The organism is Herbaspirillum sp. Her3, assembly GCF_057961275.1.
On record NZ_CM176328.1, the window covers coordinates 2,995,668 to 3,020,469 of the forward strand.

Genomic DNA, 24,802 nt, shown 5'->3' on the forward strand with positions numbered 1-24,802 from the left:
GCGGCCGGCCTTGTCCGGCATCCGGCCTTCGAGGCCGCGTCCATCGGCGTGCGCTTGGGCCGAAGTCGGCCTGCGCTTTGATGCGCACTGAATATTCTTTCCCCAAAAACACTTTTTCCCGCAGCCCTGCAGGTGGTCGCAGGTCATTTTCGTCATTTTCTGCTCGTCCTGAGTGCACTTTTTATCCATACCCCTGCGCGCTTTGATCTTGGACTGGCAAAAGCTCAACAGTTCTCGGTAATATCGGCCGATACATTCTTTTCGGAGGGCATCCCATGAGCGCGGAACTGAATCCCTTTTCGATTTTCTGGCCGCTGTCTGGCAACGTCGACCAGCATATGGTCACTCCCTGGTTTTCGCCGACCATCACCACCAATAATTTCGCCGGGGATGCCGGAGTCGAAGAACGCGTGGTCAAGGATGTGGCCAGTTATGGCACCCAGCTCGGCTGCCTCAACGAGATTGTCCTGGCGCTTGCCGAGGGGAAACCACCGAGCAAAAAATCCAGGGATCAACTGGCCAAGGTCGTCAAGGAAGTCGAAGAGATCAAGGCCAAACAGCGGCGCTCGCGATTGGAGAGCGCCGTCGATGCCCTGGACGAATTGCGGCAGGCGCAGCCAGAAGCGTATGCGCGCCTGATCCGGGAGCGAGCCCGTTCGGCTTGACAGCGGCAATCGCTGAGATGCACACGGTCTCAGTTCGCCAAGCTCGCCACGATGAACATGCGCTGGAACGGCAGCAGGGTGCTGCCATCCGCGCTGGGCGGGTAAGCCAGTTGCATCCGGCGCGCATAATCGGCGCGGAAAGCCTGCAGTTGCCCGCCCGCCAGTTTCTCAAGATAGGGCCGCAGGCTGCTGCCGCTGGCCCATTCCAGTACCGGGTCCGCACCATTGAGGATATGCAGGTAGGTCGTCTGCCAGATGTCCAGCGTAGCCACGTGCGGGCGCAACAGGTCGTAATACGCACCCATCTCCAGTACATTGCGCCGCTCCGACACGGCGCCCAGCACATCGGCATAGGGAGACGATTGCGCCAGCTCCACCTGCGCCCGGCGCAACGGTGCATCGTGCATGGCCGGCATCTGCACCGCCAGGCAACCGCCGGGATTGAGAAAGGACAGCAGCCGCGGGAACAGTTGCGCGTGATCTGGCAGCCACTGCAGGGTCGCATTGGTGTAGATCAGGTCCAGCTTGTGCTCGGGTACCCAATGATTCAGATCGGCAGCGATGAAGCGGCCCTGCGGCACGCTCGTGCGCGCCTTGGCCAACATCTCCTCCGAACCATCGACACCGAGCACCTCGGCTTGTGGCCAGCGCTGCTGCAGGATGGCGCTCAGGTTGCCGGCGCCGCAACCAAGGTCGAGGATACGCGCGGGGTTCTGCACGGGCAGATGCAGCATCAGGTCCAGCGCAGGGCGCAGGCGTTCGCCGCCGAAGCGCAGATACTGGGTGACATCCCACTGAACCTGGGGTTGCATTGTTTCTTGAGAGGCTTGCATGGCTTGCTCCTGTCTCGTTTCTGGATTCACGTCGACGTCTGCGAACGTCGAATCGTTCGGCCTCGGCTAGCTTGCAGATGGGCGGCGCCGGCCTCGCTGACCTTCACTCGGGCAACGCCACCGGACGCATGCAGACGCGCCAGATAACCTCGCGCATTGGCTTCTTCCCAAAACGGCAGGCGAGGGCAGGAGGTACGCCAGATTTCAATGACCTCGCTGTAGGGCCGTGCATCGCTGCCGATCCATTCGAGAAGGTCAAGGATGAGCGGCTCGACGGCATCATAGGCCTCAGGTTTGGCTTGATCAGGCTGAGCCTGGTCACGTGCCTCTGGAATGGTGATATTCATGATCGACTTCCCTCCTGGCTGGTTCGTATCTTGAGCGCGTCAGGAGAGCCGGTAAAATGAAATTATTTCGAAGATTAATAAGTTTTCCTCATGAAAATAGACATCCTTGGTGTGCAGGCGTTTGTGGCGATTGCGGATCAAGGCAGCTTCCAGGGGGCGGCCGGCGCATTGCATGTGACTCAAACGGCGGTGACGCTGCGTTTGCGCAAGCTTGAGGATTTTCTGGGTGTAACGCTGATAGAACGGACCACGCGTTCCATTGCGCTCACGCAAATCGGGCAAGACTTCCTTCCCCAGGCCCGGCGGCTCCTCGGTGAGCTGGCCGGTGCGCTCGTGGAAATCCGTGAAACGGGGATGGCGCGACGTGGTGACGTTTGCATCGCATGTGTACCCACTGTCGGGGTTCAGTACCTGCCACGTATCCTCCAGGCTTATGCGGAGAGTTATCCGCATAACCGCATCAAGATCCTCGATCACGCTTCATCGGCCGTAGCGGAAGCGGTACTGCGGCGCGAGGCGGAGTTCGGCATCAATATTGCGAAGGAGCATCATCCTGAGCTTGTCAGTGTCCCGTTGATGGCGGACCGGTACGTACTGATTTGCCATCGGGGTCACCCTTTGGCCAAACGGCGCCGGGCCGCCTGGGCACAACTTCAACCTTATCCGTTGATTTTTGCCGGCGAGGTGAGCGCCAATCGCGCCTTGCTTGATCCGATCCTCGACGCCAATGGCCTGGCGTTGCGCTCGTTCTATGAGGTGCAGCGCAGTTCGACAGCGGTGGGGATGGTGGCACAGGGAGTCGGCATTGCCGTGGTGCCACGGCTGGCCATGCAGGAAGGTGCGTATCCCAATGTGCGGATGATGGAACTTGTGGAGCCTGTTGTTTCACGCAGCCTTGTGCTGATCACGCGCAAGGCTGCGCATCTGTCGCCGGCGGCTCAGGCGCTTTATGACCTGATCCGGGAACAAGAGAACGAAAACTGAGGGTGGGTAGTTGTCCGCGCAGGAATACCTCAGTTCCGATACGGTCTGCGCTGCAATGGTGGCGCCAGGGGCGACGGAAGGGTTCTTGGAAACATTGAAATGGATGGTTGTTATTTTACATAATACAAATTATGCGAAGGGCACGTAGTTTTGAATCTGTTGCGTAATAAGAGTAACTTTCCTCTAAATACCGCAACATAAAAAAAGTAAATGGTATCTTTAGCCGTTGCGACAATTTGGTGTGCAGAGATGTTTATCCAACTTTCAAACGCAAATGTGCCTTCCAATCTTCGCGGGCCGGTCTTGATCGACACTTTCGGTCTCCCCAGATATTGGGCGGCCGTGTGGTCCACAGCCGCGACAGCTGAGCTTGCCGAGTCCACTCATATCAAGAAATTGCGTCACATTGAAAATCTCTATTGCCATGCCGATCAACTACTCGGCCAGTCTGCTCTTGACGACGCGTTAGGGGCCCTTAATGAGCAAGTGTTGGCTATCATCCTAGAGTCGTGGTTCGTTTCTATCCGCAATCGCCCCAACACCACCGGCACAGACGAAAAACGTTGGCAAACCGGCTTGGACTTTGTTTCTTCCGTAGTTGCGTGGGTTTCTAAAAGTCAGGCAGATACGCTCATGCGAGGTATTGATGGACGGTTGCAACGTCTGGGTATCATTTATCGCCAACTGCACGTCAGCAAAGCCAAACCGATCGAATCAATCCGGTCGTTACCGGCAACCACCGTCCAGTTGCTTTATGAAATGCTGGATCCTGAATCACCAACAAATCCTTTCCCAAGGGTTCGGACTCGTTGGAGAGTTTATGTATCCTTCATACTGATGCTACATCAGGGACTGCGGCGCGGAGAGCTGCTATTGCTGCCCGTAGACGGTGTCAAAGCAATGTACGACTCTAAGCAAGAGCGAAATCGTTATTGGATCAATATTCAAGAAAATCCTTACGAGGAAAGCAAAACTGATCCCCGATACTCCAAGCCGAGCATCAAGACTTCATCATCACTTCGCCAGATCCCAATTAGCGAGTTGACAGCAAAAATTATTGATACTTATACGCAGAATTATCGCGGGCGTCCAAGGCATTCTTTTCTACTGAATTCGCCCTCAAATATGCCTTTGTCGACTGAGGCAATAACAAAAGCATTTGCGCATGCATCGTCTCGATTGCCTGCCAATGCCGTGAAAGAGTTGATGGATCGAACCGGCAAAGAATCTGTTACACCTCACGACTTACGTCATACCTGTGCTGTAATGCGGCTTCATCAGTTGCTTCGACAAGGAGATTCAATGGATGAAGCGTTACAGAAGTTGCGTACGTTCTTCGGTTGGTCAAGAACGTCGTCCATGCCGTCGCGTTATGCGCGAGCCGTGTTCGAAGATCGGCTTGCTTCCGTTTGGACTAACGCATTTGATGAGCGCGTTGCTCTCCTGCGATCGTTGCCGGAGAGACGTTGATGGAGCAACTTCAGTTCCACGAATTTGAAGGATCCAATAACGGCAGAGACGTGCTTGCTGAACTGTGCAGCCGCCTGCCCAGTTTGCCTTCCACGCTTCGTTATTATGACGAATTTAATGATGTGGTAAGGTCAATAAACAATCCAGAAGAGCAAGCAAAGTTCGAACTTATAATTTGCGGAACAATGTGTCGATTGGACTTTACTCGTACCAATCCAGATTGCAGCACAATCTTTAAACATGTTTTTGCTTTTGCGCTTGCGAAAAATTTAAACATTCATACTGTATATACGTATCTGTCCGCGATGCGACATCTGACACCGTCGGATCTTGCCGCACTAATTGATGCGGGTCCGATGGGAATTGGTCTGGTTTGGATAGCGCTGCGGGGCCGCGATCTTCCACCTCCTACATACATGGCGGCAAAATACGTGTTGCATCTTTTGTGCGCATATCGTTTGTATGGGTGGAGCAGCGACTATGCCGAATTTATAAGCACCACCCTCCCCTTGCCCGCACAGGATAAATATAGTGGTGTTCGCTCCGGCGAAGTTTTCCTTTCCGCTGAAGAAGAGGCATTAATTGTCAGATACTTGGATAATGTCACTGAACGGCTAACCCATACGGGGGAGAAGCAATTTTTAATGAATGAACTCGCTGATGCTGGCATGCTCATTTGTTCGTACCAATTTGCAATGCGGCCAATACAAATCGCGATGTTGGATGTGCATCATGTTCGAATCTGGAATACTGAAGCATCGAAATATCCTTCAGTGCATTTGACGTTTCACGTTGCAAAACAACGAGGCAGCAAAAAAAACGTCGCCATGACGCGGCGAGTGAAGTCAGAGTGGACGCCAATCTTCGTTCGTTGGCAAGAATATTTAGATGCAAACGGCATTACGGGTATAGCAAAATTCTTTCAAGCTCAATCGAGCCAAGAGGTCGGAACGAGAATCTCGACACTCGTCAGATCTGTAATCAATTCAGAGGATACCGGCACTGCTACTGCCCTTCGCCATACAGCGGCCCAGCGTCTTGTCGATGCTGGCGCAAGTCACGCAGAGCTTGCTGAGTTCCTCGGTCATGCACAGACTGATACTGGACTCGTGTATTTTTCGGTTTCCGCATCTCATGCTGAAAGAGTCAATCGAGCGCTCGGCGCTTCGGAAGTGTATCGACATGTTGCAACAATCGCGCATGACCATTTCATTTCGGTCGAAGAATTGAAATGTCTTAAAGGAGAACAACAAGTCGCAGCCGTCCCTCACGGCATTCCAATTTCTGGGATTGGCGGCTGTCAATCTGGACAACCTGCGTGCCCGTATAATCCCGTGACGTCCTGCTATGGGTGCCGCAAGTTCATGCCCGTGCATGATCGAGAGCTCCACGAAAAGGTTCTATCCGAAATGCGCGAGGTCGTGTTATTTTTTGATGGAAGCGCTCGTGGAGACACACATTCGCCGGCTTATATGCAGTTGCAGCGAACGATCGCTGAAATTCAATCTGTCATTGATGAACTTGACGGGGCTTCACTATGAACCCGCGCTATCAAACGTTCATTGAGTTTGGGAAATCGCTTGCCCGGGAAAAGGGAATATCGTGGGATATTCCGTTAGATGGGGCCGGCGCAGCACTGGACAAAACGGGATGGAATCTGACATCCATCTCGGGCGATGTGCCGCCGCCTGCGCATTATCTCCGTGACTTTGGGCCAGACCCTAAAGCGTTGGCGATACTTAATGCGAAACGCGATTTGAACAGCCAAGAAGAGCTACCTACACAACCTCTCTCTGAAGGCTGGCAAGATCTTCTCAAAGCCGCAGTCACTGAGCAACTGTTTGTGAAACGAAATACCCCAGGATCTGTTTACAACAATGTAGTTCGGCCACTTCGAGTCATTGCAACTTGTGTCGGTAGCGAGCCATGGGAACTCACGCTAGACGGGTTGCGCATCGCAAAAGAGATAGCTAGCGAAATCCAGGTGTCAGGAAAACTGGGGGGATATCGTTGCGGGCGTAGTGAAAAACGTTATCGATGCTCATCACATCTGCGACGCTGGCCAAATGTATTCCCTGCTTGGCATTACTCGTTTAGGCACGCGAGGGCGGAAATCAAAGCACACAATGTCGGAAGACGAATTGCGATCCAATCTCGAAGAGAGAAAGCGCGAAGAACGATTGCCGGAGAGACGCGCATTTTGGGAATTGATTCGCATCGTCATGACTGAAAAACCTCGCACGTTCATGGATGAGCTGAAATTTGCCAGTATCCGGACGATGATCTTCACCGGATTTCGAATAGGTGAAGCTGCACTCCTTCCCGTTGATTGGAAGCGCGAACGAATTTACGTCGATGCAAAGGGCCGTTCTGCAGGGGAATCCGGCGGCATATCGAAGTCCATGATGCTAAGGCATTTTGCGGAAAAACAGCAAAACGAGGAATCAGATAGCCGCATCCTTCGCGAAAATATCCAGCCTGTGCCGGAGATGTTTCAGCAATTGCTAATTGAATCACTTGATCGAATAGAGAAGATCACTCAGCCCTTGCGGGATACGCTTAAGCTGCAATGCGAGACCGGCCGAATATTGCCTTGGTATGAAGAAAATGCCAACGTGCCGTTCATTGATCTGTACTCCCGGATATCCGGCAATCCCTTTTGGCTAAAAATTGAGGCAGCCAGCCATATAGGCCAATATCGTCAGGATTTTGATCCGGAAGTATTGCGCGAACTACATCGCGCCCAGACCCAGCTTCATATGCGCAGAGGTGGTAATTTGGATATGGCGATTTATAAGTTCGGAAATCGCCTATCTAAGCAAATGCAGCGCGGAGAAACTGCGTTGCGTTTCCGGGATTCGACCGGAGCGATTATATCAACGAGCAGCCGCATGTCGTGGGCTAACACGTACGTCAATGTTGGGGAAATGGAAGCTCACATTCGCGCGTTCACTCCCACTAAAATATCAGACATGGCGCCGCTTCGGCTTGAGACCGGAGCTATCCAGCCGTGGGAATTTCTATTCGTTCAGCCAAAACGATCGCTCGCAGAGGAGCGCAATGACGGGATTTGTGACATTACTAGATATATGTCCGTCAGTCGACCAGATCCGACTTTCATTGGACATGCTCTTGGAGAATCACCGGACCCGCCCTCGATATTTAGTCGATATGGAAGCGGGGATGAAGAGCGCAGAATGGGCATTAAGTCCCACGCACTTCGTCATTTGCAAAACACAGAATTGTTTCGCTTGGGCGTAGCGGATACCATCATTTCTAAACGCTTTAACCGACGCAGCGTCACACAGAGTTACGAATACGATCATCGCTCGTTGGCGGAAGAACTGGAACAGATTGAGATTCCACCGGAAGTCGAGATCATGTTAGGTGAAAAAGCGACCACCGTCGCCAAGATGATCAAAGCCAAGAAAGCGAACGGCCCAATCGTGGAGGCGTTTCGCCGCATCCAGACTCGCGAAGGCGATAATGCCGCTTACGAATATTTGCGTGTTGAAGCGGATGGGTTCCATGCAACGCCATATGGCCATTGCTTGAACTCTTTCACAGTTGATCCATGCCCTAAACACTTAGAATGCTTTGCCAATTGCCGCCATTTATCGGCAACAGACTTGCCGGAGAACCGGAAAAACTTGATAAGGCTTGAAGGCAAGTTTAAGGCGGCAATTGAGACCATCAAGGCGCGTCCGTCGACTAGCCTGGGCTGGAAAAATCAATTAAATCATGCGGAGGAGCGCCTAGTCGGCGTACAAAAACTGCTCGCCGCCTCTCCAGGCGAGCACGTCTTCCCGGATGGGGTCGACCTCTCTAACACTGGCCAACCAGGAGTATTGAATGACTGAAAAAAAATATTCTGTGGCGCATGATGACGCAGAAATGACCGCAATATTGGAAAAAATGCTAGAGAGCGACGAAGATATCACCGCTCGCGCAGTAGCTCGTGTCCATCCATCAATCAGAGCGGCGTCCACCATCACGCGGAGCGAAAAACGCAGAAAACTCTTGGCGATATTTCAAGCGCGTCAAGATGAATACAGGCGCTGGCGAAATCGCGCGGGCAAACAATCAAGCGCAAGCATGGCCTCGTCTCTTGAGCAAAGGGAGCATCGTGTCAAGGAACTCGAGGGAAGTGTGCAGGCCCTGATTGCATCCCATGTAGCCATGCTGCGAGCGGTTGGGGAGCTTGGCGGCTTCAGCATGTGGGCCAAATTCTACGAACAGTTCCAGCAAGTGCGTGACCATCTCGCGAAACTAGGAGCGATGCCTGAGGAGGCGATCTACGAGCAGAACAAAAAGAAATAGCTACCATCGGTCCAGATGCGCCTATATCTTTTGATAACGGATACCTTCGCTCACAGTATGTTTCGTGGATTTTTCGTACTTGATCAGTGATGCCGCACTCCCCTCTTAGCCCTCACCTGAGACGAGACTTTTCAAAGCATTACATCAGTTGCATATGTCACCGATTTGACGCAGCTTGCTTTCTGCATCCAAAGCTCGCTTACGGTAGCTTGAGGCTGCCTTGAGCAGCATGGAGATCTTCAACCAATATTCGGCTCCAAGATCCCCGTCTTCTAACTGTAGTCTATGGAGCACCTTGAGTGCTATTGTTAAATCAACATCCATGTCCGCATCAATAAACATAGATCTTTTCCTCTAATCTTTCGCTATTGCACTCTAGCACCACGAGACCGTGTGCGACAAGATAGATGTGCTCAAATTTGAGGATACACCCTCTTCACGGTGGTTCTAGCAATGCGCGAAGATTCGCCCATATCGCTGCGGCAACCGCTGATGCCGCGGTCCACGGCTGCCACAGCCGAACTCGCCGAGTCTCGCGGGGCTAATGCCAGCTCAGCCAACAATTAACAATGGTTTGGCTTGGGCTCAGGGAGAAATTAATATTGAGGAGACATTAGAACGCCTGCGTTCGCGAACTAAAAGCCAATTTAGCTCGCAAAGCTAAACCGTGAAGAGTCTTTGACTTCTGAATCAACTTCCCAAGTAAATCAGCGGTGCGCCGTCTAACGGTGCAGTTTCGGAGGGCTTCATAAGACTTGTCGGTATTGAAATATATTGCTCGCAATACAACATGACCTCATGCTTTGTTGAATGAGCGAGCTCCAAGTCTGAGTCTTGATATTGGCTTTCGTCCAGATATTGCTCAATGTCTAGACCTTCATTATTTCTTTCAAAGAACAAAAGATCTATCCGCTTTGGAGACCAACAGAACTTGTACTCTCCCAATGGGATAATACGCGCAACGTGATCAGGTGTTGCCCCGTACCCCCGAGCAGTGAAATGTGCGCTCGTAACGAAGACAGCCTGACTTCTGTAACGGATACCGAATTTTTTTTCAAACCAGGCGTCCGCTCGAGCATGAGATCCGTCGTCGAAATTGCGCGGCCGCCGATCTTTTCTAGTCGTAATAACGGATGGTCTATCAATGGGCCACCGGTTGCTGAAGCCTCGGTAAAACTCCAACGTTTCGAAAGTATGCAATTGCAACCTCGTCATCAGTACTTAATTATTTCGGCGATAAATACTTTTCGTTTTAGGTGCGACTTTCCTAGTGGTAGGATCAGAAGAATCTCCTCGATTTTCTTCGCGGGGCGCTCCTTCAAGAAGAGTTTGCATTTCTGCGAGCAATGACAACATTCTCTTTTTATCGAAATCTTCCGTATTTTTTTCAGAGCCCCCCCCTTTTCGCTCGGAATTATCTACAGAATCGGCGCTAGAGAAACGGGTTAATAAGTCAACACCTGGAAGCAGTGACACCATGACTACCCGGGGCTGAACTGGCTTGATCAGATCGTTCGAAAGACCAACTCTTGAAAGTACAGACAATTCATCAAAAGAGATGTCGCACACGGGCACAGACGACGGTGAAAACGGAGTATTTAAATCTCGAATAATCTTCTTACAGATACTCGGAGCAAAATTACACTCATCAGCTTCCGAAGAAACGCCGGCGAAAAAGGAATACCAAACTAGGATCGAAGGATACTCATTTGCCAATCTGCGCAACGGACGGAAATGTTCCATTGATCCAGGCAAAATTAAATTGGCGAAGAATGCAAGTGCAATTGAATCTAGACTTTTCCCTTCTTTCGTAGGTTTCTTTTTTATCAGCTCTGCAATTGAGAGAAACGCTTTCATCCGGCCATCAAATCTTCCTCTTAGCTCTAAGACATGCGTGCGAATTTCCGGTCCGTAAAGGTTCTCGAATACATCAATTACATCCGCCACAGTCAATCTATTTCTTGCCAAATCAAATAGTGGGCGAGCAAGCCCCTCTGCAAAGAATTCAGAAGTGCTAGATAGCTCTGCCTCATTCATATAGCCCGAGACATCTAACACGCTTTCAAAGACGCTATTAGGGAAATCCATCTTTGAAAGAAACCGAAGTGAAGACCATCGATGCGCGACCTTCGGATAGGAAATATTATGGTAGAGAGTGTCCGCTCGTGCTAAACAAAACGCCAAGGAGCGCCGGCATGATTCATATGACGGTTGCCAAACGCGCTCATTGTCTGACTGCAAAAAGGTAGCCGCAGATTCCCCCAAGATAAGTGCAACCCAGATACGTTGGCGAAATTCATTCTGATTATTTTGCGGTGCCTTTTTAGAGGTTAAATTAGGTCGGAAATCGTGGATCTTTTCATCATAGATATTAATGTGCGCCGAAATCGGGCTCCATTCCCGATGGTACGTTGCGACATCCGCATACAACGTTTCCGCATCGTTCTCGAAAGGTACAATCGCGCTTGGAAGAGAAAAGGCATTGCCTATTTTCTGGAAAAAACACTCATGCAGACGAGCACTTCTCGACCCCTGCACCGAAAACAAATCATCTCTAACTTGTTGGCGTGAGACATAATCTCTACTGAAAATTTCATCAGTTCTGAGGCTTTTCTTTACAAGCATTTCAACTCCGGAATAAATCCTCTAACGTAGGGGTAGCCTTTGGGGGCTCAAGGCGGGCCAACGCACTTTCCAAATACCCTGGGATATTACCAGTGTAATAGATTGTCGCTGCGGTTCTGCCACGCAAGATGGACGTATATGCCAATCGTTTCTGCGTTGGCCCCATTTTGGATAATGCCTCACAGCCGGCTATATGCACCGCCCTAAATTCCAACCCTTTGGCGCCATGCATTGTCTGGACACGCACTCTGCTTTTATCTGAAATGGTCTTGTCGGCATCCAAAACGTGCTTGAATCTCTCCACTTGCTCCTTTTTGGGGAAAACCACCCCAACCAATTCATCTGGATACAAATCTAATTGCCCAGGTAAAGCTGACATAATTTGAGCAATTTGGGTTTCAAAATCCTCGCATTCTTCAGGAGTCACTGACGACGGACGAACTGCTTCGTCATATTTGCAGTCTGGCGTCACACGTGGATAGGTTGCTGAATCCGACAAAATCCCATCTGCAACCACGCAAATATTTAAGCCGCTTCGATAATGATACTTCAGCGTTATCACCTTGTTACCAACCAGCTTTTCAAGAAGTTCTGGGGTATGAGTCACGCGATAAATCGATTGCCGAGAATCGGCCACCAAAATCAACCGTCTAGCTAGCCTACGGAAAACCATCAGTTCGGTATCCATGTAGTCCTGGCATTCGTCGACGAACAATGCGTCGTAAATAGGCTCAATATTTCGCAAGTCAATTAGCGACTTCGCAGCCCCGGCCAACATAGATCTGTCTGAATCAAAATCATCTGACAGAGAAAACGCGACATTGTAATCACCTAGCAAATCTTTAAATAGCTGCATGTGCGTTGTGACGATACCTGCTGGAAGGGAATAGGTTGCACATCCCTCTTGAACGTGTTCTTTTAGACTGGCCGTAAAAACCACAATCTTGACATTTTTCACATCCTTAATACGCAGCCATTTGGCGCGCAATAGCAAGATATTCGTCTTGCCTGACCCCGCAGGCCCTCGCACCAAAAAACTATCTTCAGCAGAGAAGTTTTGGACAGCAGCCGACTGAAATTCGTCTAGATTTTTATCGTTAATCCAGAATGTGCTCATATATTCAACTCCCCTAATTATTCAGGCACCAGTTGCGACACAATTTGCAATAATGCATTCTGGACAAGTCTGGAAGTGCTCTCAATAGTTAGCACTTCAGTCCACTTACTAGAGAAAATTATCTCCCCTTCTTGATGTGAACCGATTACCTCCAGAATTGACGCCTGCTCAAACTCTTCATCAATTGACAGCTGAACATCTACTGTCACCTTCGAAAAAAACATCAATTCGTCATCTTCATCAAATTCGAATTTCAGCAGATAACACTTTTCGTTGGCACGAATTGCCGACCCGCTGAAACGTGGATAGATATCGGTACTCATCAAGTATTCTCGGATTTCAAGGAACACACGATTATGCAGATCCCACAACTCATGGAATCGGCCATTTGCAGGAACGTTATTTTTCGCCTGCTCGGCCTTAAATATCCTGCCTTCCTCGTGCCGTAACTGTCGAAGTCGAATCAATTTGGTCTGATGATCAACATCATTAATATCAGATGTCTTTCTAAAACTGTCCCAATTGACAAGCTGAACTCGTTCGCGCCATTTTTTCACCAAACATGATTTAGCGAGCGTAATCAGCCAGCTTTCACAATCATCTGCACCAATGACTGGCGTGCGATATTTAACCGAATCGTAGAGCACGGCCCTAGGTGTGTCATGACCAGAAAATAGCGGTTTTGCCATTATGAGATCATGCAGAGTTGCTCCAATCTGATAGTACGTAATAGCACGCCAGGCATTTTCATCTCCGCTCTCTTCTGTACGCCACACAAACTCTGGGGGACTGTAGCGCACCGTAGCAACGAACTCGTCCCCGGAAAGACGCCCTGCATCAGAGAGGTCTGTTGCCAACACAATTCCAAGGTCCAACAAAGTTGCTGATTGAAAATCGTCACTAATCACGATGTTTGCTGGCTTGATATCTCTATGCACTAGCCCCCAAGTTTCCAGATGTTCAGCGGCAGAGGCAAGCTGGTCGACAATCTTAGGAATTGCCTCCCTAGGAACCTTATCAATAACTTTGTCCAAAGATGTTCCTGGAACCAATTCCATCACTACATATAAAGTGTCTAATTCTGGAAGTTCTCCGCCGTCAAAAATTTGCACTAAATACTGATGGTGCTTTTTCCCTTTGAGTTGAAGTTGCAACTCTAAACGCTGCAACCCTTCGTCGTAGCCATTTTTTTTCAATGTCTCGGGAAAAAACAGCTTGAGTGCAAACTGTTCTCTATCCTTGACTGCCGAGTAGACAATACCATCCGCTCCTGTTCCAATAGGCTCGATTAATGTCCATTCACGAATAGTTCGCCCCGACAGCTCGTGGAAATCCGTCATACCTTCTCCCGACATATTTTTAGGCTGAACAACTTTACATCCCCCGTTGTTATAATATAAATGTCATTTCAGAAAGATGTCAAAGTAAAGCCAGATCGTTGCTGATTTTCTCGCAGAGTTTACCCTCTCCAATTGCCCCGCCATCCACTGCCTTCCGAAGGCGGCCACGCGGTCATACGCTCCCTGATATCGTCTCGCGACAAGTTAAGTTCTTCGCGAAGCGTACTCACTAGCTTGGCTAATGCGCGTTGAACGGGGCAATGCCTGCTAAAAGTCACGTTAAAAGCGTCCATGCGCATCGCAGCGATTTTTATCATGGCCTGCTGTTGGTCATATTCGAGCGCCCTCACCTATTCATTGGCCACACCGAGTTGGCGGCTGATTTCGGCTACCGTCTTGCCTTGCGCAGAGATGACTTCTGCTTCGCGCAGTTTGTGGATGATGTCTTCGGATGTGAATCGCTTCTTGGGCATGGTCTGACTCTCCTTTTCAATAGCATATGAAAGTTCAAGTCGGACCAGTTTTTTCAGGTCAGGTCACTCGCTCTTTGCAAATATAATCTCGTCACGCTGAAGACGGACAGGCTCCATCGCATTGCGGATTGGATGTACATGCTGGCTTTGCTTGCAGTGAGAACTGCGTCTCCCGGTTGATGAAGGCCGCTGGCATCAAAGGCACGGCACAAGCGCCGTCGTACACCAGGGCGGCTTGAGGTGGCGGTGCACTCGATTGCGCCGAATCTGTTGGGCCGGCAATTTGAAGCAACTGTGCCGAATGAGAAGTGGGCGGCCGATTTCACTTATGTCTGGACTGGTGAAGCAGGCCGGAGAGCCACGGCGACACAGGTCCAGGCTCATACAGAAGTCCGCGCCCTGAGTTTAAGAGGCCGAAACGGCGCTTGAACTAGGTACTGCGCAAACCGCTGTATCGCCCTACTTCCTCAGTGACAAGGTAGCGCCGGCTCGTGAAGTCAAATTCCCCAGTAAGGGCGGAGCGGAGAATTCGACCAAGTCCGTAAAGCCAGGCTTTTTCAGGCGCCACCCAAGGCGGGCTGCCGTACAATGGATTTGTCTCATCACCTCCCTCAATTGACTCCACGTCCAAAAAGCCGGGCTGCTCGGGCAGCTCCGAAAGCCTTGACCAATTCTCGCATCGAAGCACAATGTCAGCCGCACTCTTACCAGCCGACAGCTGTTTCTCTGCGTCGGGGAAGGGGCGTGTCCGAATTTTTGTGTAAACGGGATTTCGTTTAATTCGTAGAGATACGTTCACCGAACTGGATAGTAAACCGAGTCAGTGCAGCTTTCCAATCTCGGATGGGCAGCGTCCACTTTTTACTAATGTTGCGCAGGGCCAGGAAGAATAGTTTAATCAGCGCCTCATCGCTGGGGAACGAGCCCGGGTTCTTAGTCAGCTTGCGCAAACTCATGTTGACTGACTCGGTGGCATTGGTCGTATAGATGACCTTTCGAATTTCTGGTGGGAAGTCGAAGAACGGAATCAGACGGGGCCAGTTGCGCCGCCAAGATTGGCCGATAGGCAGATACTCTGCATCCCATTTCTCTTCGAATTCACCGAGTCGGAGTTCGGCCTCTTCGGCGGTTGCCGACTGATAAATCAATCGTAGGTCAGCCGCCACCTCCGGACGTCGTTTCCATGAGACGTAATTCAGGCTGTGCCGAACCATGTGGACGATACACAGCTGCACCGTGGTCTTCGGGAACACAGCTTCGATGGCATCCGGGAAGCCCTTCAAACCGTCAACGCAAGCGATGAAGTATCTTGCACGCCCCGATTACGCAGCTCAGTGACGACCTGCAGCCAGAACTTGGCGCCTTCCGTTTGCGCTAGCTACAGTCCCAACACCTCCTTCTCGCCGTCCATGGTGATGCCGATGGCCAGGTAGACGGCTTTTACTCGCACCGTTCCTTCACGCACTTTGACATGGATGCAGTCAAAATAAACGATGGGATAAATTGGATTCAATGGCCTGGCTTGCCATGCTTTAACTTCATCGACAACGGCGTCAGTGACCGATGAAATCAGGCTGGGTGACACCTCGGTTCCATACATCTCTTCCAGGTGCGCCTGAATCTCTCTTACCGTCATGCCACGGGCATACAGCGAAATAATCTTGTCGTCGAAGCCGGCCCAGCGCGTCTGATGCTTGGTTACCAGCTTCGGTTCGAAGCTGCCATGACGGACCCGAGGAACTTCAATCGGCAACTCGCCAAATTCGCCCTTGAGCGTCTTGCGACTCTTGCCGTTTCGGGTATTGCCCGACTCTTGGCTACGCACCCCTGCTTCTCATGACCCAGGTGCTCGCTCAGTTCGGCTTCCAGGGCTCGTTCCACCACCAGCTTGGTGAGATGCTTCAACAGACCTTCTTCACCTATTAAATCTTCGGGATTCTTGTAATTGGCTAGCAATCCAGCCAGTAATTCTTCTGGTACGTCGTGTTTCTTTTTACTCATTGTGGCTCCGGACAAGGCGACAGTTTCCTGCCAATAGTCCGTTTGCACAAAATTATGTACAGGCCCATCTCTGGGAGCACTTCACTGGCACCTGTACGCCATTCGTTTTACGGGTATATACTTTTATGCGTGTAACCAAATGTAACAACAGGGTGAGCGCAATTCCCTAGTCAATATCAGCATCTGCAAACTCAATAGTTGCCATTTTTCAACAAGAAAAATTGTAAGACTGAGAAAGAAGATATGACCCGCCTCATTATTGTTTTCATTTCATTGGTATTGTTCGGTTGCTCGACCATAACCTTAAAAGATCCCGCAGCCCTTAGTCCATTTGGTGACGGAACCCAGTGGGTCGTATTACAAGATATGGAATTTGTCGTTCGTTATTACGACGGGCCTACCGCTTCAATAATCGTACCTAAAGGCTTTGTCACAGATTTAGCGAGCACTCCCAGAATCGTTTGGTCGAAATACCCGCCGTTTGGCAAATACTTAACTGCGGCGATATTGCACGATTACCTCTACTGGCGAGGGGTATGTACTAGGAAAGATGCCGACAAAATAATCTATCAGGCGATGCAAGATGCAGGCGTCGACGAAATAACTCAGTTCAGTTTTTTTCAAATTTTACGCCTTGAATTAGCTGGCGGCCATGCGTGGGAAACAAATAAGCGCGAGCGAGAAGAAGAGCATCTCATCCGGGTCATTCCACCCGCGTACCTCGAGGACAGAACACCAGTTTCCGATTGGAAAATCTTTAGAAATTTTTTGCGCTCCAAAAATGCAATCGAACAGTTTCCTCAAACTGATTCCGCTCTGACTAAAATATGCAGTGCTCTTGGAAATGAGATTAGGGTACAAACAGATTTGAGTAGAATTCTTTTCCGTAAATAGCGCTAGCTACAGATCGGTAATCATCTATGGCCATGGCTCAGCGTCATGCTAGCGAATATAGGAACCGGAGCATTGATCTCTATAAAAGCTGGCTACTTGACCTCGGTGCGATTTTTCCGTCTGTCAAACCGCGGTCGTTGGCTTTATCTTAAGATGCTGCCAATGTAATTTGATCCAAACATGCTTGCGTATTGGCGGCAGATTTTGTGATGTGAAATTGTTGGTGTGGGACATTTTTCCTAGAAAAAACGAATCCGCAGTGGAGTTCATTTAAGGAGATATAAAAATATGAAAAAGCTGCTTTTTACACTAACAGTTATCACCTCGCTTAGCGGCTGCGGGAGCTTTAGACTAGTCAGCACCTACGACGAAGTGATTGACAAAGGCATCGTTGAATTCTCCGAACAATTCGGCACCTTCAGTAAAAACCTAGCGGACGAAGCTGGCACCGCGGAGGGTTCCTATGAGGCGAACCTAAAAACCTACAACGCACTGGAAGCAAAGATAGATGTGCTGATAGCCAGAGCATCAACCGCTTCCAATAGCAAGGGATGCAAACTTGAGAAGAAGGTTTTCAGGAGGGTCGAAGCAATTTTTGGCCGGGATATTCCCGCCGACATTCAGCCCGACTCCGCAAGCAACGATGGTAATGAAGAAGGATGCAATGAAAAGCTACTGGTCTTGGTCAAAGCTCAGCTCACCGCCATCAAACGTATTCACAGCGAGACCGATAAATGCACAGACAAAAAAGATAATAAAAAGCAGATTTCTTGCTTGAGGCCTGCAACAGCTGTCACGGCCGTAAAGATTATGAATCAATCCATCAACGCGGTTTCGGTTGTTGAGAACGCTAAAAAATAACTAAAGGGAGTGATAATCATGGCTGCTATCGATGTGCAAAACATTTTTGACCAAATGATGGAGGCGGCAGGCACCGCATTTGGCAACGGTTGGGATTCAGTAAAGGCCTACGCACCGGCCGAATTCCAGAAGATGGCAATTCAGCTTTCTGAAATAGCCAGCAACGTGGCAATGTATGAGATCGATAACATGCAAGGATATTCGCCGGAAACCGGGAAGATTCTCTTTTTGATGCAAAAAAACGCTTGCGAGGGCGTACTTGTAGCAGTTTCACATTTAACTATGATCGCGGTTCAAAAGGCTATTAATTCGATCCTAGATGTATTGAGAACCGCTTTTACTGGAGTAATAGCCGCGATTGTCTGAAGATCATTTTTGATGTGGCACATGGCGCATTCCAAGTATCGAGACGCGGCCCTACTTGGAATTATTCGACGCTGGTCCATCAGAGACCGCACATCAATTCGGAAAATTGCCTGTAGGCGCGACATTTCCCGCAACACAGTTCGCCGCCAAGCCCGTGCGCTCGCGACAGAGTAACGGCATGGCGGAGCGGTTCGTAAAAACGATGAAGCATGATTACATCGCCTTCATGGATAAGCCCGATGTGCCCACGGCGCTCACACATCTGGCCTGGGCGTGTCCGAATTTTTGTGTAAACGGGATTTCGTTTAATTCATAGAGATACGTTCACCGAACTGGATAGTAAACCGAGTCAGTGCAGCTTTCCAATCTCGGATGGGTAGCGTCCACTTTTTACTGATGTTACGCAGGGCAAGGAAGAAGAACTTGACCGGTGCCTCGTCGCTTGGGAACGAGCCTCGGTTCTTAGTCAGCTTGCGCAAACTCCTGTTGACCGACTCGATGGCATTGGTCGTATAGATGACCTTTCGAATTTCTGGTGGGAAGTCGAAGAACGGAATCAGACGGGGCCAGTTGCGCCGCCAAGATTGGCCGATAGGCAGATACTCTGCATCCCATTTCTCTTCGAATTCACCGAGTCGGAGTTCGGCCTCTTCGGCGGTTGCCGACTGATAAATCAATCATAGGTCAGCCGCCACCTCCGGACGTCGTTTCCATGAGACGTAATTCAGGCTGTGCCGAACCATGTGGACGATACACAGCTGCACCGTGGTCTTCGGGAATACAGCTTCGATGGCATCCGGGAAGCCCTTCAAACCGTCAACGCAAGCGATGAAGATATCTTGCACGCCCGATTACGCAGCTCAGTGACGACCTGCAGCCAGAACTTGGCGCCTTCCGTTTGCGCTAGCTACAGTCCCAACACCTCCTTCTCGCCGTCCATGGTGATGCCGATGGCCAGGTAGACGGCTTTTACTCGCACCGTTCCTTCACGCACTTTGACATGGATGCAGTCAAAATAAACGATGGGATAAATTGGATTCAATGGCCTGGCTTGCCATGCTTTAACTTCATCGACAACGGCGTCAGTGACCGATGAAATCAGGCTGGGTGACACCTCGGTTCCATACATCTCTTCCAGGTGCGCCTGAATCTCTCTTACCGTCATGCCACGGGCATACAGCGAAATAATCTTGTCGTCGAAGCCGGCCCAGCGCGTCTGATGCTTGGTTACCAGCTTCGGTTCGAAGCTGCCATGACGGACCCGAGGAACTTCAATCGGCAACTCGCCAAATTCGCCCTTGAGCGTCTTGCGACTCTTGCCGTTTCGGGTATTGCCCGACTCTTGGCTACGCACCCCTGCTTCTCATGACCCAGGTGCTCGCTCAGTTCGGCTTCCAGGGCTCGTTCCACCACCAGCTTGGTGAGATGCTTCAACAGGCCTTCTTCACCTATTAAATCTTCGGGATTCTTGTAATTGGCTAGCAATCCAGCCAGTAATTCTTCTGGTACGTCGTGTTTCTTTTTACTCATTGTGGCTCCGGACAAGGCGACAGTTTCCTGCCAATAGTCCGTTTGCACAAAATTATGTACAGGCCCTCTAGCGGGCCGTGGATATATCGTTGCTTCACCAACTTGCCGGCGTTGGGCGTTCCCATTTTCGCTTCATCAAGAAAGGTAGCCCTCTATCTTTTTTTTCACAAAGCCTTCCAGCAACTGCATAGAGACAGATCGTAGAGAAGATATGCTGGCATCCTTGAAATCTCGTTTGATAGTGGCCCATATCTCTTTATTGGCCAGCTGAGGTTTGATCGCCTCGGGCCGAATATAGCGACGAACAGTGTTTCGGGAAACGCCCAGCCTGCGGGCTATTTCGCTGATCGAAACGCGGTCTCTGATGTACCAGCGCCTAACAATTCCAAGTAGGGCCACGTCTTTCACCCAGTTCTCCCGCTCGCTGTCATGAGGAGGATCTTGAAAGAAGCTCAGGTCATCTTCGAAAGGCGGCGCCATCAGTACAATACCGTTCGGCCGCATAGCTCACTGAAATACCGGCCACCAACAGCTCAGGCCACATTGCCTGCAACCACTCCAGGACCACTGCGGCTTGCCTCTTAAACTAACTTTAAGTCTGGCCCCGTTTTTTCAGGACGGTCAATGCGGCAGCCTTATTGGACAAACGCTGCCACGCCGTTGTATGACGCCAAGCGGCGCTCACAATCTGTCATAGTCGGCTATTCTCTCAAGCGGTCAATAGCTCTTCCCATGCTTCCGAACCGCGCGACCTGTCGTGGTAGCGCATGAAAGTGTTAATCAGGCGTACCAACTCAGGTGCGAGGTCAAGGTCGTTGCGCATGTGATCAAGATCTTGCTGAAGCTCGTCGAAGCGAATCTCGAGCGCCGCTATTAACGCCGAGCGGCCGAGGTGCGCTTTTGTTCTCTTCCCGAGTTGAAGCATTTTGCGCAATTGTAACAAGTCTCCTGCTTCGAAAACCGCGCGGAACGCCGGCCACAGATGACGGCTCAAATTGACTTTTTGGCTAGGTCCGAATTTATCGATCACCGGCGCCTCAAGCAGTTGCTCGAATAAGACCACCGCACGGGGAACATCCGATGTAGCGACGCGCCGGATGACTGCCCCGAATTTACGCGCGTGCAGTTCATTGACAGGCTGTGCTAGCGTAAGCGCTAGCAGCTTCTGTTCCAGAGACTCGCCGGAAAACGACACGTCCGGCGCCAGGAGCCCTTTCTCCACCAAGCTTACGAGCGCCTCGAGATAAGCGTCTTTTAGGAATTCCAAATTGTGCCGAGATTGCTCCAGCAATGTCGACAGCTGCTCGACGCAGAATGCCGCCAGCGTGGCCGCATCTTCGGGAGAAGCGATATTGGTCGTCGCAACCCAGCGGGCTAGATGGGCCCGGCTGAGCACCCGCGTTTCCTCCTTCAAGAAGGCGAGCGCTGTCTCCGCCGAGGGCATCGGGTAGTAGCCGTCCTCTATCAGCTGAGGCAGCGCCTGTACGGTAGCAGTGCGACCACGATACGACTTTCCCGTCAGGAGCGTGTCGATAGTGGCATGGAGCACGCTGCGAATTTGAGTGGAATCTGGCAGCCAGGCCGCCAGTCCCGGCGCAATCCACTGCAGCTTGGCCACGTCTCCCAGACGCGCAACGAGCTTCAAGACCAACTCGGGATCTTTCAGGATACCGGTCGCCCTGTACTCGGCAACTAATCCGAGAAACATGTTGTACTCGAGTTCAACGAAGGCGTTCGGGTCTTTCCTAAAGAGATCGTAGGCAATTTTTGCGCTCTCGACACCGGCAAAATTCGCCCGCGCCAGCAATTTGGAAAGTGGCTTGCATGCGAGCCAGGTGTCAGCCGGTATGTTGTCCAGCAGATCAAACATGCGGGTGACCAGTGCTGCACCGAGATTCGCCTCAAGAACTAAGCGTATGCTGACCTGCAGGCGCGTCGTTTTGCACTGCGGTGTCCATCGCGCCAGTTCATCGCGCATCAGCTCCGCGATGAACTGCGTGATCTCATCCGCTAGTTCGGGGATGAACTGGAAGCGCTCGAACAGTTCTCCATAGAAAACGCGCGGATACGCCCCCTGCGCAATCCGGCTAGGCCATACCGCCGTGGCAGCCATCAACTGGCGGTATAACACGATCCGTTGCGCTACATCGTGGTCTTCAATCCAATGGATCAGCGAGCGCAAGATGAGTCCCGCGTGTGCCTGGTCTAGGTCCACTTGGTCGACAATGTCGTTCAACTTCAGCGCGTGCTTGTGCCAGTTTGTGGCGACCAGTTTCGCATAAGCATCGCACAAGTCCTTGGCGCGGATCACCGTCGTCCAGTACCGCGCAAAGATGGGTGTACACCGATTGAGAAATAGTGAGATATGCTCCGGGGTGGCGTCACCGACTATCCTAATGAGGCGCTCCGCGCGTGCGGTGTTCTTGCGGATCATGGAGCGGTCAAGAGCCAGCATTAATTGCTCAAAGGCGGCCTGCGCATCGTCGCCTCCGTTCAGCCAGACATTAGATACAGTTTCCATGAACAGCGTGGCCGCTGCGCTGCGCATCTGGTCCTGGTGAAACGCATAGTCGAACACCTCGTGCTCTTTGAGGAAGCAAGCGACCTCGCGCGCGTTGCGCCAAGCAAAACGCGCTAGCGCACCCAGGATGTGTAGACGCAGATCCAGCGCGCCGCCGGCAACCTTCCAAAGATCCGGCAGCAAGCGAAATAGCTCACCCGTGCGTTGCTGGGGAAGGTTCACTGCGTGGCGCATTAACTCCGCCACGTGCAGCGGGGTGCAGTCGGCGGAACGGATCCAGTCCTGTATGTAGGCAAACCTTTCTTCATCGTTCTGTCTCCAGCGACAGAAAACGCCGATCGCGATCGTCTCGTCATGCAACTGCATCGTATGCAGCATTTCGCAGAAGTTCTCCCTAGCCTTGGCGCGGAACGCATGGCTGAGTTGCTCGGCGAGCAACAGCGCGTGCTCCAGGATGGGCCCTATGAATAAGTCGCCCCCGCGGGATGCGGACCGTTCCCGGAGCATACGGATTCCGCCGTCCTTGTAAAGGTCGAGTATTGCGCGCGCGGCCGCGTGTTCGAAAAACGTTTGGTGGAAAAAGGCATAAGCATCGTCGCCCGAACGCACCAGGATGCTGCGGTGCGCCAGTTCGCCGATTGTGTCGGACTGTAAGTCTTTTGCATGGAATTGCTCCTTCAGGAAGCCCGTATCGAGTTCGAGCTTACCCTCACTCAGCATCAGCAAAGCGATCCACTGAGTTTCTGCTCGCAGGTCCTTGCCGCCAGATTGTCCACTTAGCGAACGGCGATCGCTTTCGACGCGGTCGGTCCAGTACTGTGCATACAGCTGAAACATGTCAATTTGTAGCGGAATGGTTTCAGGCGCATAGATCTCAAACAGCATGCGCATAGCCAGCGGGGAACTGCAGACCTCAGCGAGCGGTCCCGCGTAGGTAAGTTTTTTCTGCAAATTCTGGACGTTCGGCAGGGCACCTGCAATCTGGGCCGAGGGGTAGAACCTCGCCGCATAAGCGGCAAGCGCTGCCGTCCTTTCGCTCGCGGAATAACCGTCCAGTCGATTGCACGTCAGTGTGTAGTTGGTCATGCGTAAACGCGCCGCCTCTTGCGGCCGCGTCGTCATCACGACGCGGGCGCCTGCCCCGCACATCGCGTTGAGTAATGCATGGATGACAATGGCAGCGTCCGAATCGCTGCGCAACAGGAGATCGACAGTATCAATGAGAATCAGCGGCGTCCGTCCGAGCTGGGCCGCGTGTGCGCAGAAAGTCAGCAGTTTCTCGTTGGTGACCGCGGCCGCGCCTTCGGTCCTAAAGAGCCACGAGGCGCGCAGGAAAAGCGTTAGGAAACTGCGGTCGTCTTCGAAGCGTCGGTATAACCACCACAGCAAAGACGTCTTGCCGTAGCCGGCTTCGCCGCTGATCAAGTAGGCTGCACCGTCGGCTTCGCTGGTCAAGCCTGCCCGGACTTCCCCAGGCCTCAGGATCCATTCCTCGATCGCCGCGCCCGCATCCCGTTCGATGTAGACGCCATCGCTGAGTTTCACCTCTGTATCGTCAGATACATGGCCTGCGAGGTCTGCTTCGCGGGCAAGTTCCGTCGATAATGCCTTAAGGAATCTTATTTCCTGCGGCCATTGCAGCAGTTGGGTCTGCATGGCGGTCCGGACAAGAGTACAGACCTGAGCGTAACCGGTAGCGTCACGCCCGGAAAACTTGGTGATTGACTCGTGGTTGGCGTCCAGCCCTACTGGGCCGTCGGGCAAATTGAAGATGGCGCTGTGCGCCTGCACAATTCTCGCAAAACCGTACATATCCTTGGTTTCATAGAATACGGCCTTTGCCAGGTGTTGCTTGCGCGCGTCGAACCAGAGGTGCAGGTCCTGCAGCCAGGAGGAGCTGCGCTGCAGCTGCGCCGACGTCTCCGAGGCAGGCAAGAAGTTCGCCAGAACGCTGCCCCAGTCTGAACCATGATGCGGAGTCGCGAAGAAGACGATGCCGGCGATGTTACTGGCCCAGGCTTTGAAGCACGCATTATTACCGTCGGCTGCGACGCGCAGCATCTGCTTGATCAGGAGCCCACCCATGCTGTGCGCGATAACGATCACGGGCCGGTTCCAAGTACGCTTGTTCAGTAAGTACTGCAAGGCGTTCCTGGCGCGATCAGGCAGGGCCATGTCATTTGAGCCAAGAAGAGTGATAGGAGCTGGGTAGCCGAAAGATAGCGACAGGCTGCCGGGAACGTCGTCTTCTACCCACTTCGGCCAGTAGTTGTCCTCTTTCCCGCCTAGGGCCCAGGTCTCGATGTGGTGTCCATTGAGCCCGTGGATGAAAAGGACTTCGACGGTGGCGTCGTCGCGCTCTATGACCCGCAATATGTTGTCTGCTTCGCTCATGCTTAATGTTCTTTTTGGCTTGCGGCAATGATGTGTGAATCCGGGCAACAATCTTATTGCA

At 51.5% G+C, this 24,802-nt stretch carries 19 protein-coding genes and 4 pseudogenes; 12 read left to right on the top strand and 11 right to left on the bottom strand.

Annotation, left to right across the window (positions count from 1 at the left end):
* The first annotated feature begins 275 nt into the window (after window positions 1-275).
* A complete protein-coding gene (locus ACVC5H_RS13680; protein WP_489618404.1) occupies window positions 276-665 on the top strand; it encodes a hypothetical protein in 390 nt (129 codons plus the stop codon).
* 29 nt (window positions 666-694) lie between these two features.
* On the opposite strand, the gene ACVC5H_RS13685 is transcribed toward ACVC5H_RS13680, so the two are convergent.
* Window positions 695-1,498 (bottom strand): methyltransferase domain-containing protein, encoded by an 804-nt coding sequence (locus tag ACVC5H_RS13685; RefSeq protein WP_489618405.1) that lies wholly within the window; start codon window positions 1,496-1,498, stop codon window positions 695-697.
* Between the two features lie 26 nt (window positions 1,499-1,524).
* Window positions 1,525-1,845, bottom strand: coding sequence for a 3-phosphoglycerate dehydrogenase (locus ACVC5H_RS13690; RefSeq protein ID WP_489618406.1), 321 nt, complete (start codon window positions 1,843-1,845; stop codon window positions 1,525-1,527).
* A gap of 90 nt (window positions 1,846-1,935) precedes the next feature.
* Between ACVC5H_RS13690 and ACVC5H_RS13695 the strand changes: the two genes are divergently transcribed.
* The 6 genes from ACVC5H_RS13695 to ACVC5H_RS13720 all read left to right on the top strand — a co-directional run bounded on the left by ACVC5H_RS13695 (window position 1,936) and on the right by ACVC5H_RS13720 (window position 8,619).
* Window positions 1,936-2,829: a LysR family transcriptional regulator gene (locus tag ACVC5H_RS13695; protein WP_489618407.1), complete on the top strand. Its 894-nt coding sequence runs from the start codon at window positions 1,936-1,938 to the stop codon at window positions 2,827-2,829.
* 249 nt (window positions 2,830-3,078) lie between these two features.
* Complete coding sequence (locus ACVC5H_RS13700; protein ID WP_489618408.1) at window positions 3,079-4,299, top strand: tyrosine-type recombinase/integrase; 1,221 nt, start codon at window positions 3,079-3,081, stop codon at window positions 4,297-4,299.
* Window positions 4,299-5,840 carry a site-specific integrase gene (locus ACVC5H_RS13705; protein WP_489618409.1) on the top strand — a complete coding sequence of 514 codons (1,542 nt, stop codon included), beginning with the start codon at window positions 4,299-4,301 and terminating at the stop codon, window positions 5,838-5,840. Before ACVC5H_RS13700 ends, ACVC5H_RS13705 begins: the two co-directional genes overlap by 1 nt.
* Window positions 5,837-6,529 carry a hypothetical protein gene (locus ACVC5H_RS13710; RefSeq protein ID WP_489618410.1) on the top strand — a complete coding sequence of 231 codons (693 nt, stop codon included), beginning with the start codon at window positions 5,837-5,839 and terminating at the stop codon, window positions 6,527-6,529. Before ACVC5H_RS13705 ends, ACVC5H_RS13710 begins: the two co-directional genes overlap by 4 nt.
* Window positions 6,426-8,159 (top strand): hypothetical protein, encoded by a 1,734-nt coding sequence (locus ACVC5H_RS13715; RefSeq protein ID WP_489618411.1) that lies wholly within the window; start codon window positions 6,426-6,428, stop codon window positions 8,157-8,159. The genes ACVC5H_RS13710 and ACVC5H_RS13715 overlap by 104 nt, the downstream gene beginning before the upstream one ends.
* The gene (locus ACVC5H_RS13720) at window positions 8,152-8,619 is read left to right on the top strand and encodes a hypothetical protein (RefSeq protein WP_489618412.1); all 468 of its coding nucleotides are present in this window, start codon (window positions 8,152-8,154) and stop codon (window positions 8,617-8,619) included. The genes ACVC5H_RS13715 and ACVC5H_RS13720 overlap by 8 nt, the downstream gene beginning before the upstream one ends.
* Before the next feature lie 144 nt (window positions 8,620-8,763).
* Here the strand turns inward: ACVC5H_RS13720 and ACVC5H_RS13725 are convergent, their stop codons facing one another.
* From ACVC5H_RS13725 to ACVC5H_RS13750, 6 genes and pseudogenes are all read right to left on the bottom strand, one after another.
* The gene (locus ACVC5H_RS13725; RefSeq protein ID WP_489618413.1) at window positions 8,764-8,961 is read right to left on the bottom strand and encodes a hypothetical protein; all 198 of its coding nucleotides are present in this window, start codon (window positions 8,959-8,961) and stop codon (window positions 8,764-8,766) included.
* Between the two features lie 879 nt (window positions 8,962-9,840).
* The gene (locus ACVC5H_RS13730) at window positions 9,841-11,244 is read right to left on the bottom strand and encodes a hypothetical protein (protein WP_489618414.1); all 1,404 of its coding nucleotides are present in this window, start codon (window positions 11,242-11,244) and stop codon (window positions 9,841-9,843) included.
* 1 nt (window position 11,245) lies between these two features.
* On the bottom strand, window positions 11,246-12,361 hold the full coding sequence (locus ACVC5H_RS13735) for an AAA family ATPase (RefSeq protein ID WP_489618415.1): 1,116 nt from the start codon (window positions 12,359-12,361) through the stop codon (window positions 11,246-11,248).
* Window positions 12,362-12,378: 17 nt separating this feature from the next.
* Window positions 12,379-13,701 carry a protein kinase domain-containing protein gene (locus ACVC5H_RS13740; RefSeq protein WP_489618416.1) on the bottom strand — a complete coding sequence of 441 codons (1,323 nt, stop codon included), beginning with the start codon at window positions 13,699-13,701 and terminating at the stop codon, window positions 12,379-12,381.
* Between the two features lie 350 nt (window positions 13,702-14,051).
* Window positions 14,052-14,174: a hypothetical protein gene (locus ACVC5H_RS13745; RefSeq protein ID WP_489618417.1), complete on the bottom strand. Its 123-nt coding sequence runs from the start codon at window positions 14,172-14,174 to the stop codon at window positions 14,052-14,054.
* A gap of 776 nt (window positions 14,175-14,950) precedes the next feature.
* Window positions 14,951-16,175: pseudogene (locus ACVC5H_RS13750) on the bottom strand (IS256 family transposase).
* Window positions 16,176-16,418: 243 nt separating this feature from the next.
* Here ACVC5H_RS13750 and ACVC5H_RS13755 point away from each other — a divergent pair.
* From ACVC5H_RS13755 to ACVC5H_RS13770, 4 genes and pseudogenes are all read left to right on the top strand, one after another.
* Window positions 16,419-17,069 carry a DUF1353 domain-containing protein gene (locus ACVC5H_RS13755; protein ID WP_489618418.1) on the top strand — a complete coding sequence of 217 codons (651 nt, stop codon included), beginning with the start codon at window positions 16,419-16,421 and terminating at the stop codon, window positions 17,067-17,069.
* Between the two features lie 288 nt (window positions 17,070-17,357).
* Window positions 17,358-17,930, top strand: coding sequence for a hypothetical protein (locus tag ACVC5H_RS13760; RefSeq protein ID WP_489618419.1), 573 nt, complete (start codon window positions 17,358-17,360; stop codon window positions 17,928-17,930).
* Window positions 17,931-17,948: 18 nt separating this feature from the next.
* Window positions 17,949-18,296 (top strand): hypothetical protein, encoded by a 348-nt coding sequence (locus ACVC5H_RS13765; RefSeq protein ID WP_489618420.1) that lies wholly within the window; start codon window positions 17,949-17,951, stop codon window positions 18,294-18,296.
* A 151-nt stretch (window positions 18,297-18,447) separates the two neighbouring features.
* Window positions 18,448-18,582, top strand: a pseudogene (locus ACVC5H_RS13770) (IS3 family transposase); the annotation flags it as partial.
* A 19-nt stretch (window positions 18,583-18,601) separates the two neighbouring features.
* Here the strand turns inward: ACVC5H_RS13770 and ACVC5H_RS13775 are convergent.
* Both ACVC5H_RS13775 and ACVC5H_RS13780 read right to left on the bottom strand, forming a co-directional pair.
* Window positions 18,602-19,826 (bottom strand): annotated as a pseudogene (locus tag ACVC5H_RS13775) (IS256 family transposase).
* Window positions 19,827-19,961: 135 nt separating this feature from the next.
* Window positions 19,962-20,306 carry a helix-turn-helix domain-containing protein gene (locus tag ACVC5H_RS13780; RefSeq protein ID WP_489618421.1) on the bottom strand — a complete coding sequence of 115 codons (345 nt, stop codon included), beginning with the start codon at window positions 20,304-20,306 and terminating at the stop codon, window positions 19,962-19,964.
* On the opposite strand from ACVC5H_RS13780, the pseudogene ACVC5H_RS13785 reads away from it, so the two are divergent.
* Window positions 20,268-20,375: pseudogene (locus tag ACVC5H_RS13785) on the top strand (integrase core domain-containing protein); the annotation flags it as partial. The gene ACVC5H_RS13780 and the pseudogene ACVC5H_RS13785 overlap by 39 nt on opposite strands.
* A gap of 160 nt (window positions 20,376-20,535) precedes the next feature.
* On the opposite strand, the gene ACVC5H_RS13790 reads toward ACVC5H_RS13785, so the two are convergent.
* A complete protein-coding gene (locus ACVC5H_RS13790) occupies window positions 20,536-24,741 on the bottom strand; it encodes a hypothetical protein (RefSeq protein ID WP_489618422.1) in 4,206 nt (1,401 codons plus the stop codon).
* Between the last annotated feature and the right edge of the window lie 61 nt (window positions 24,742-24,802).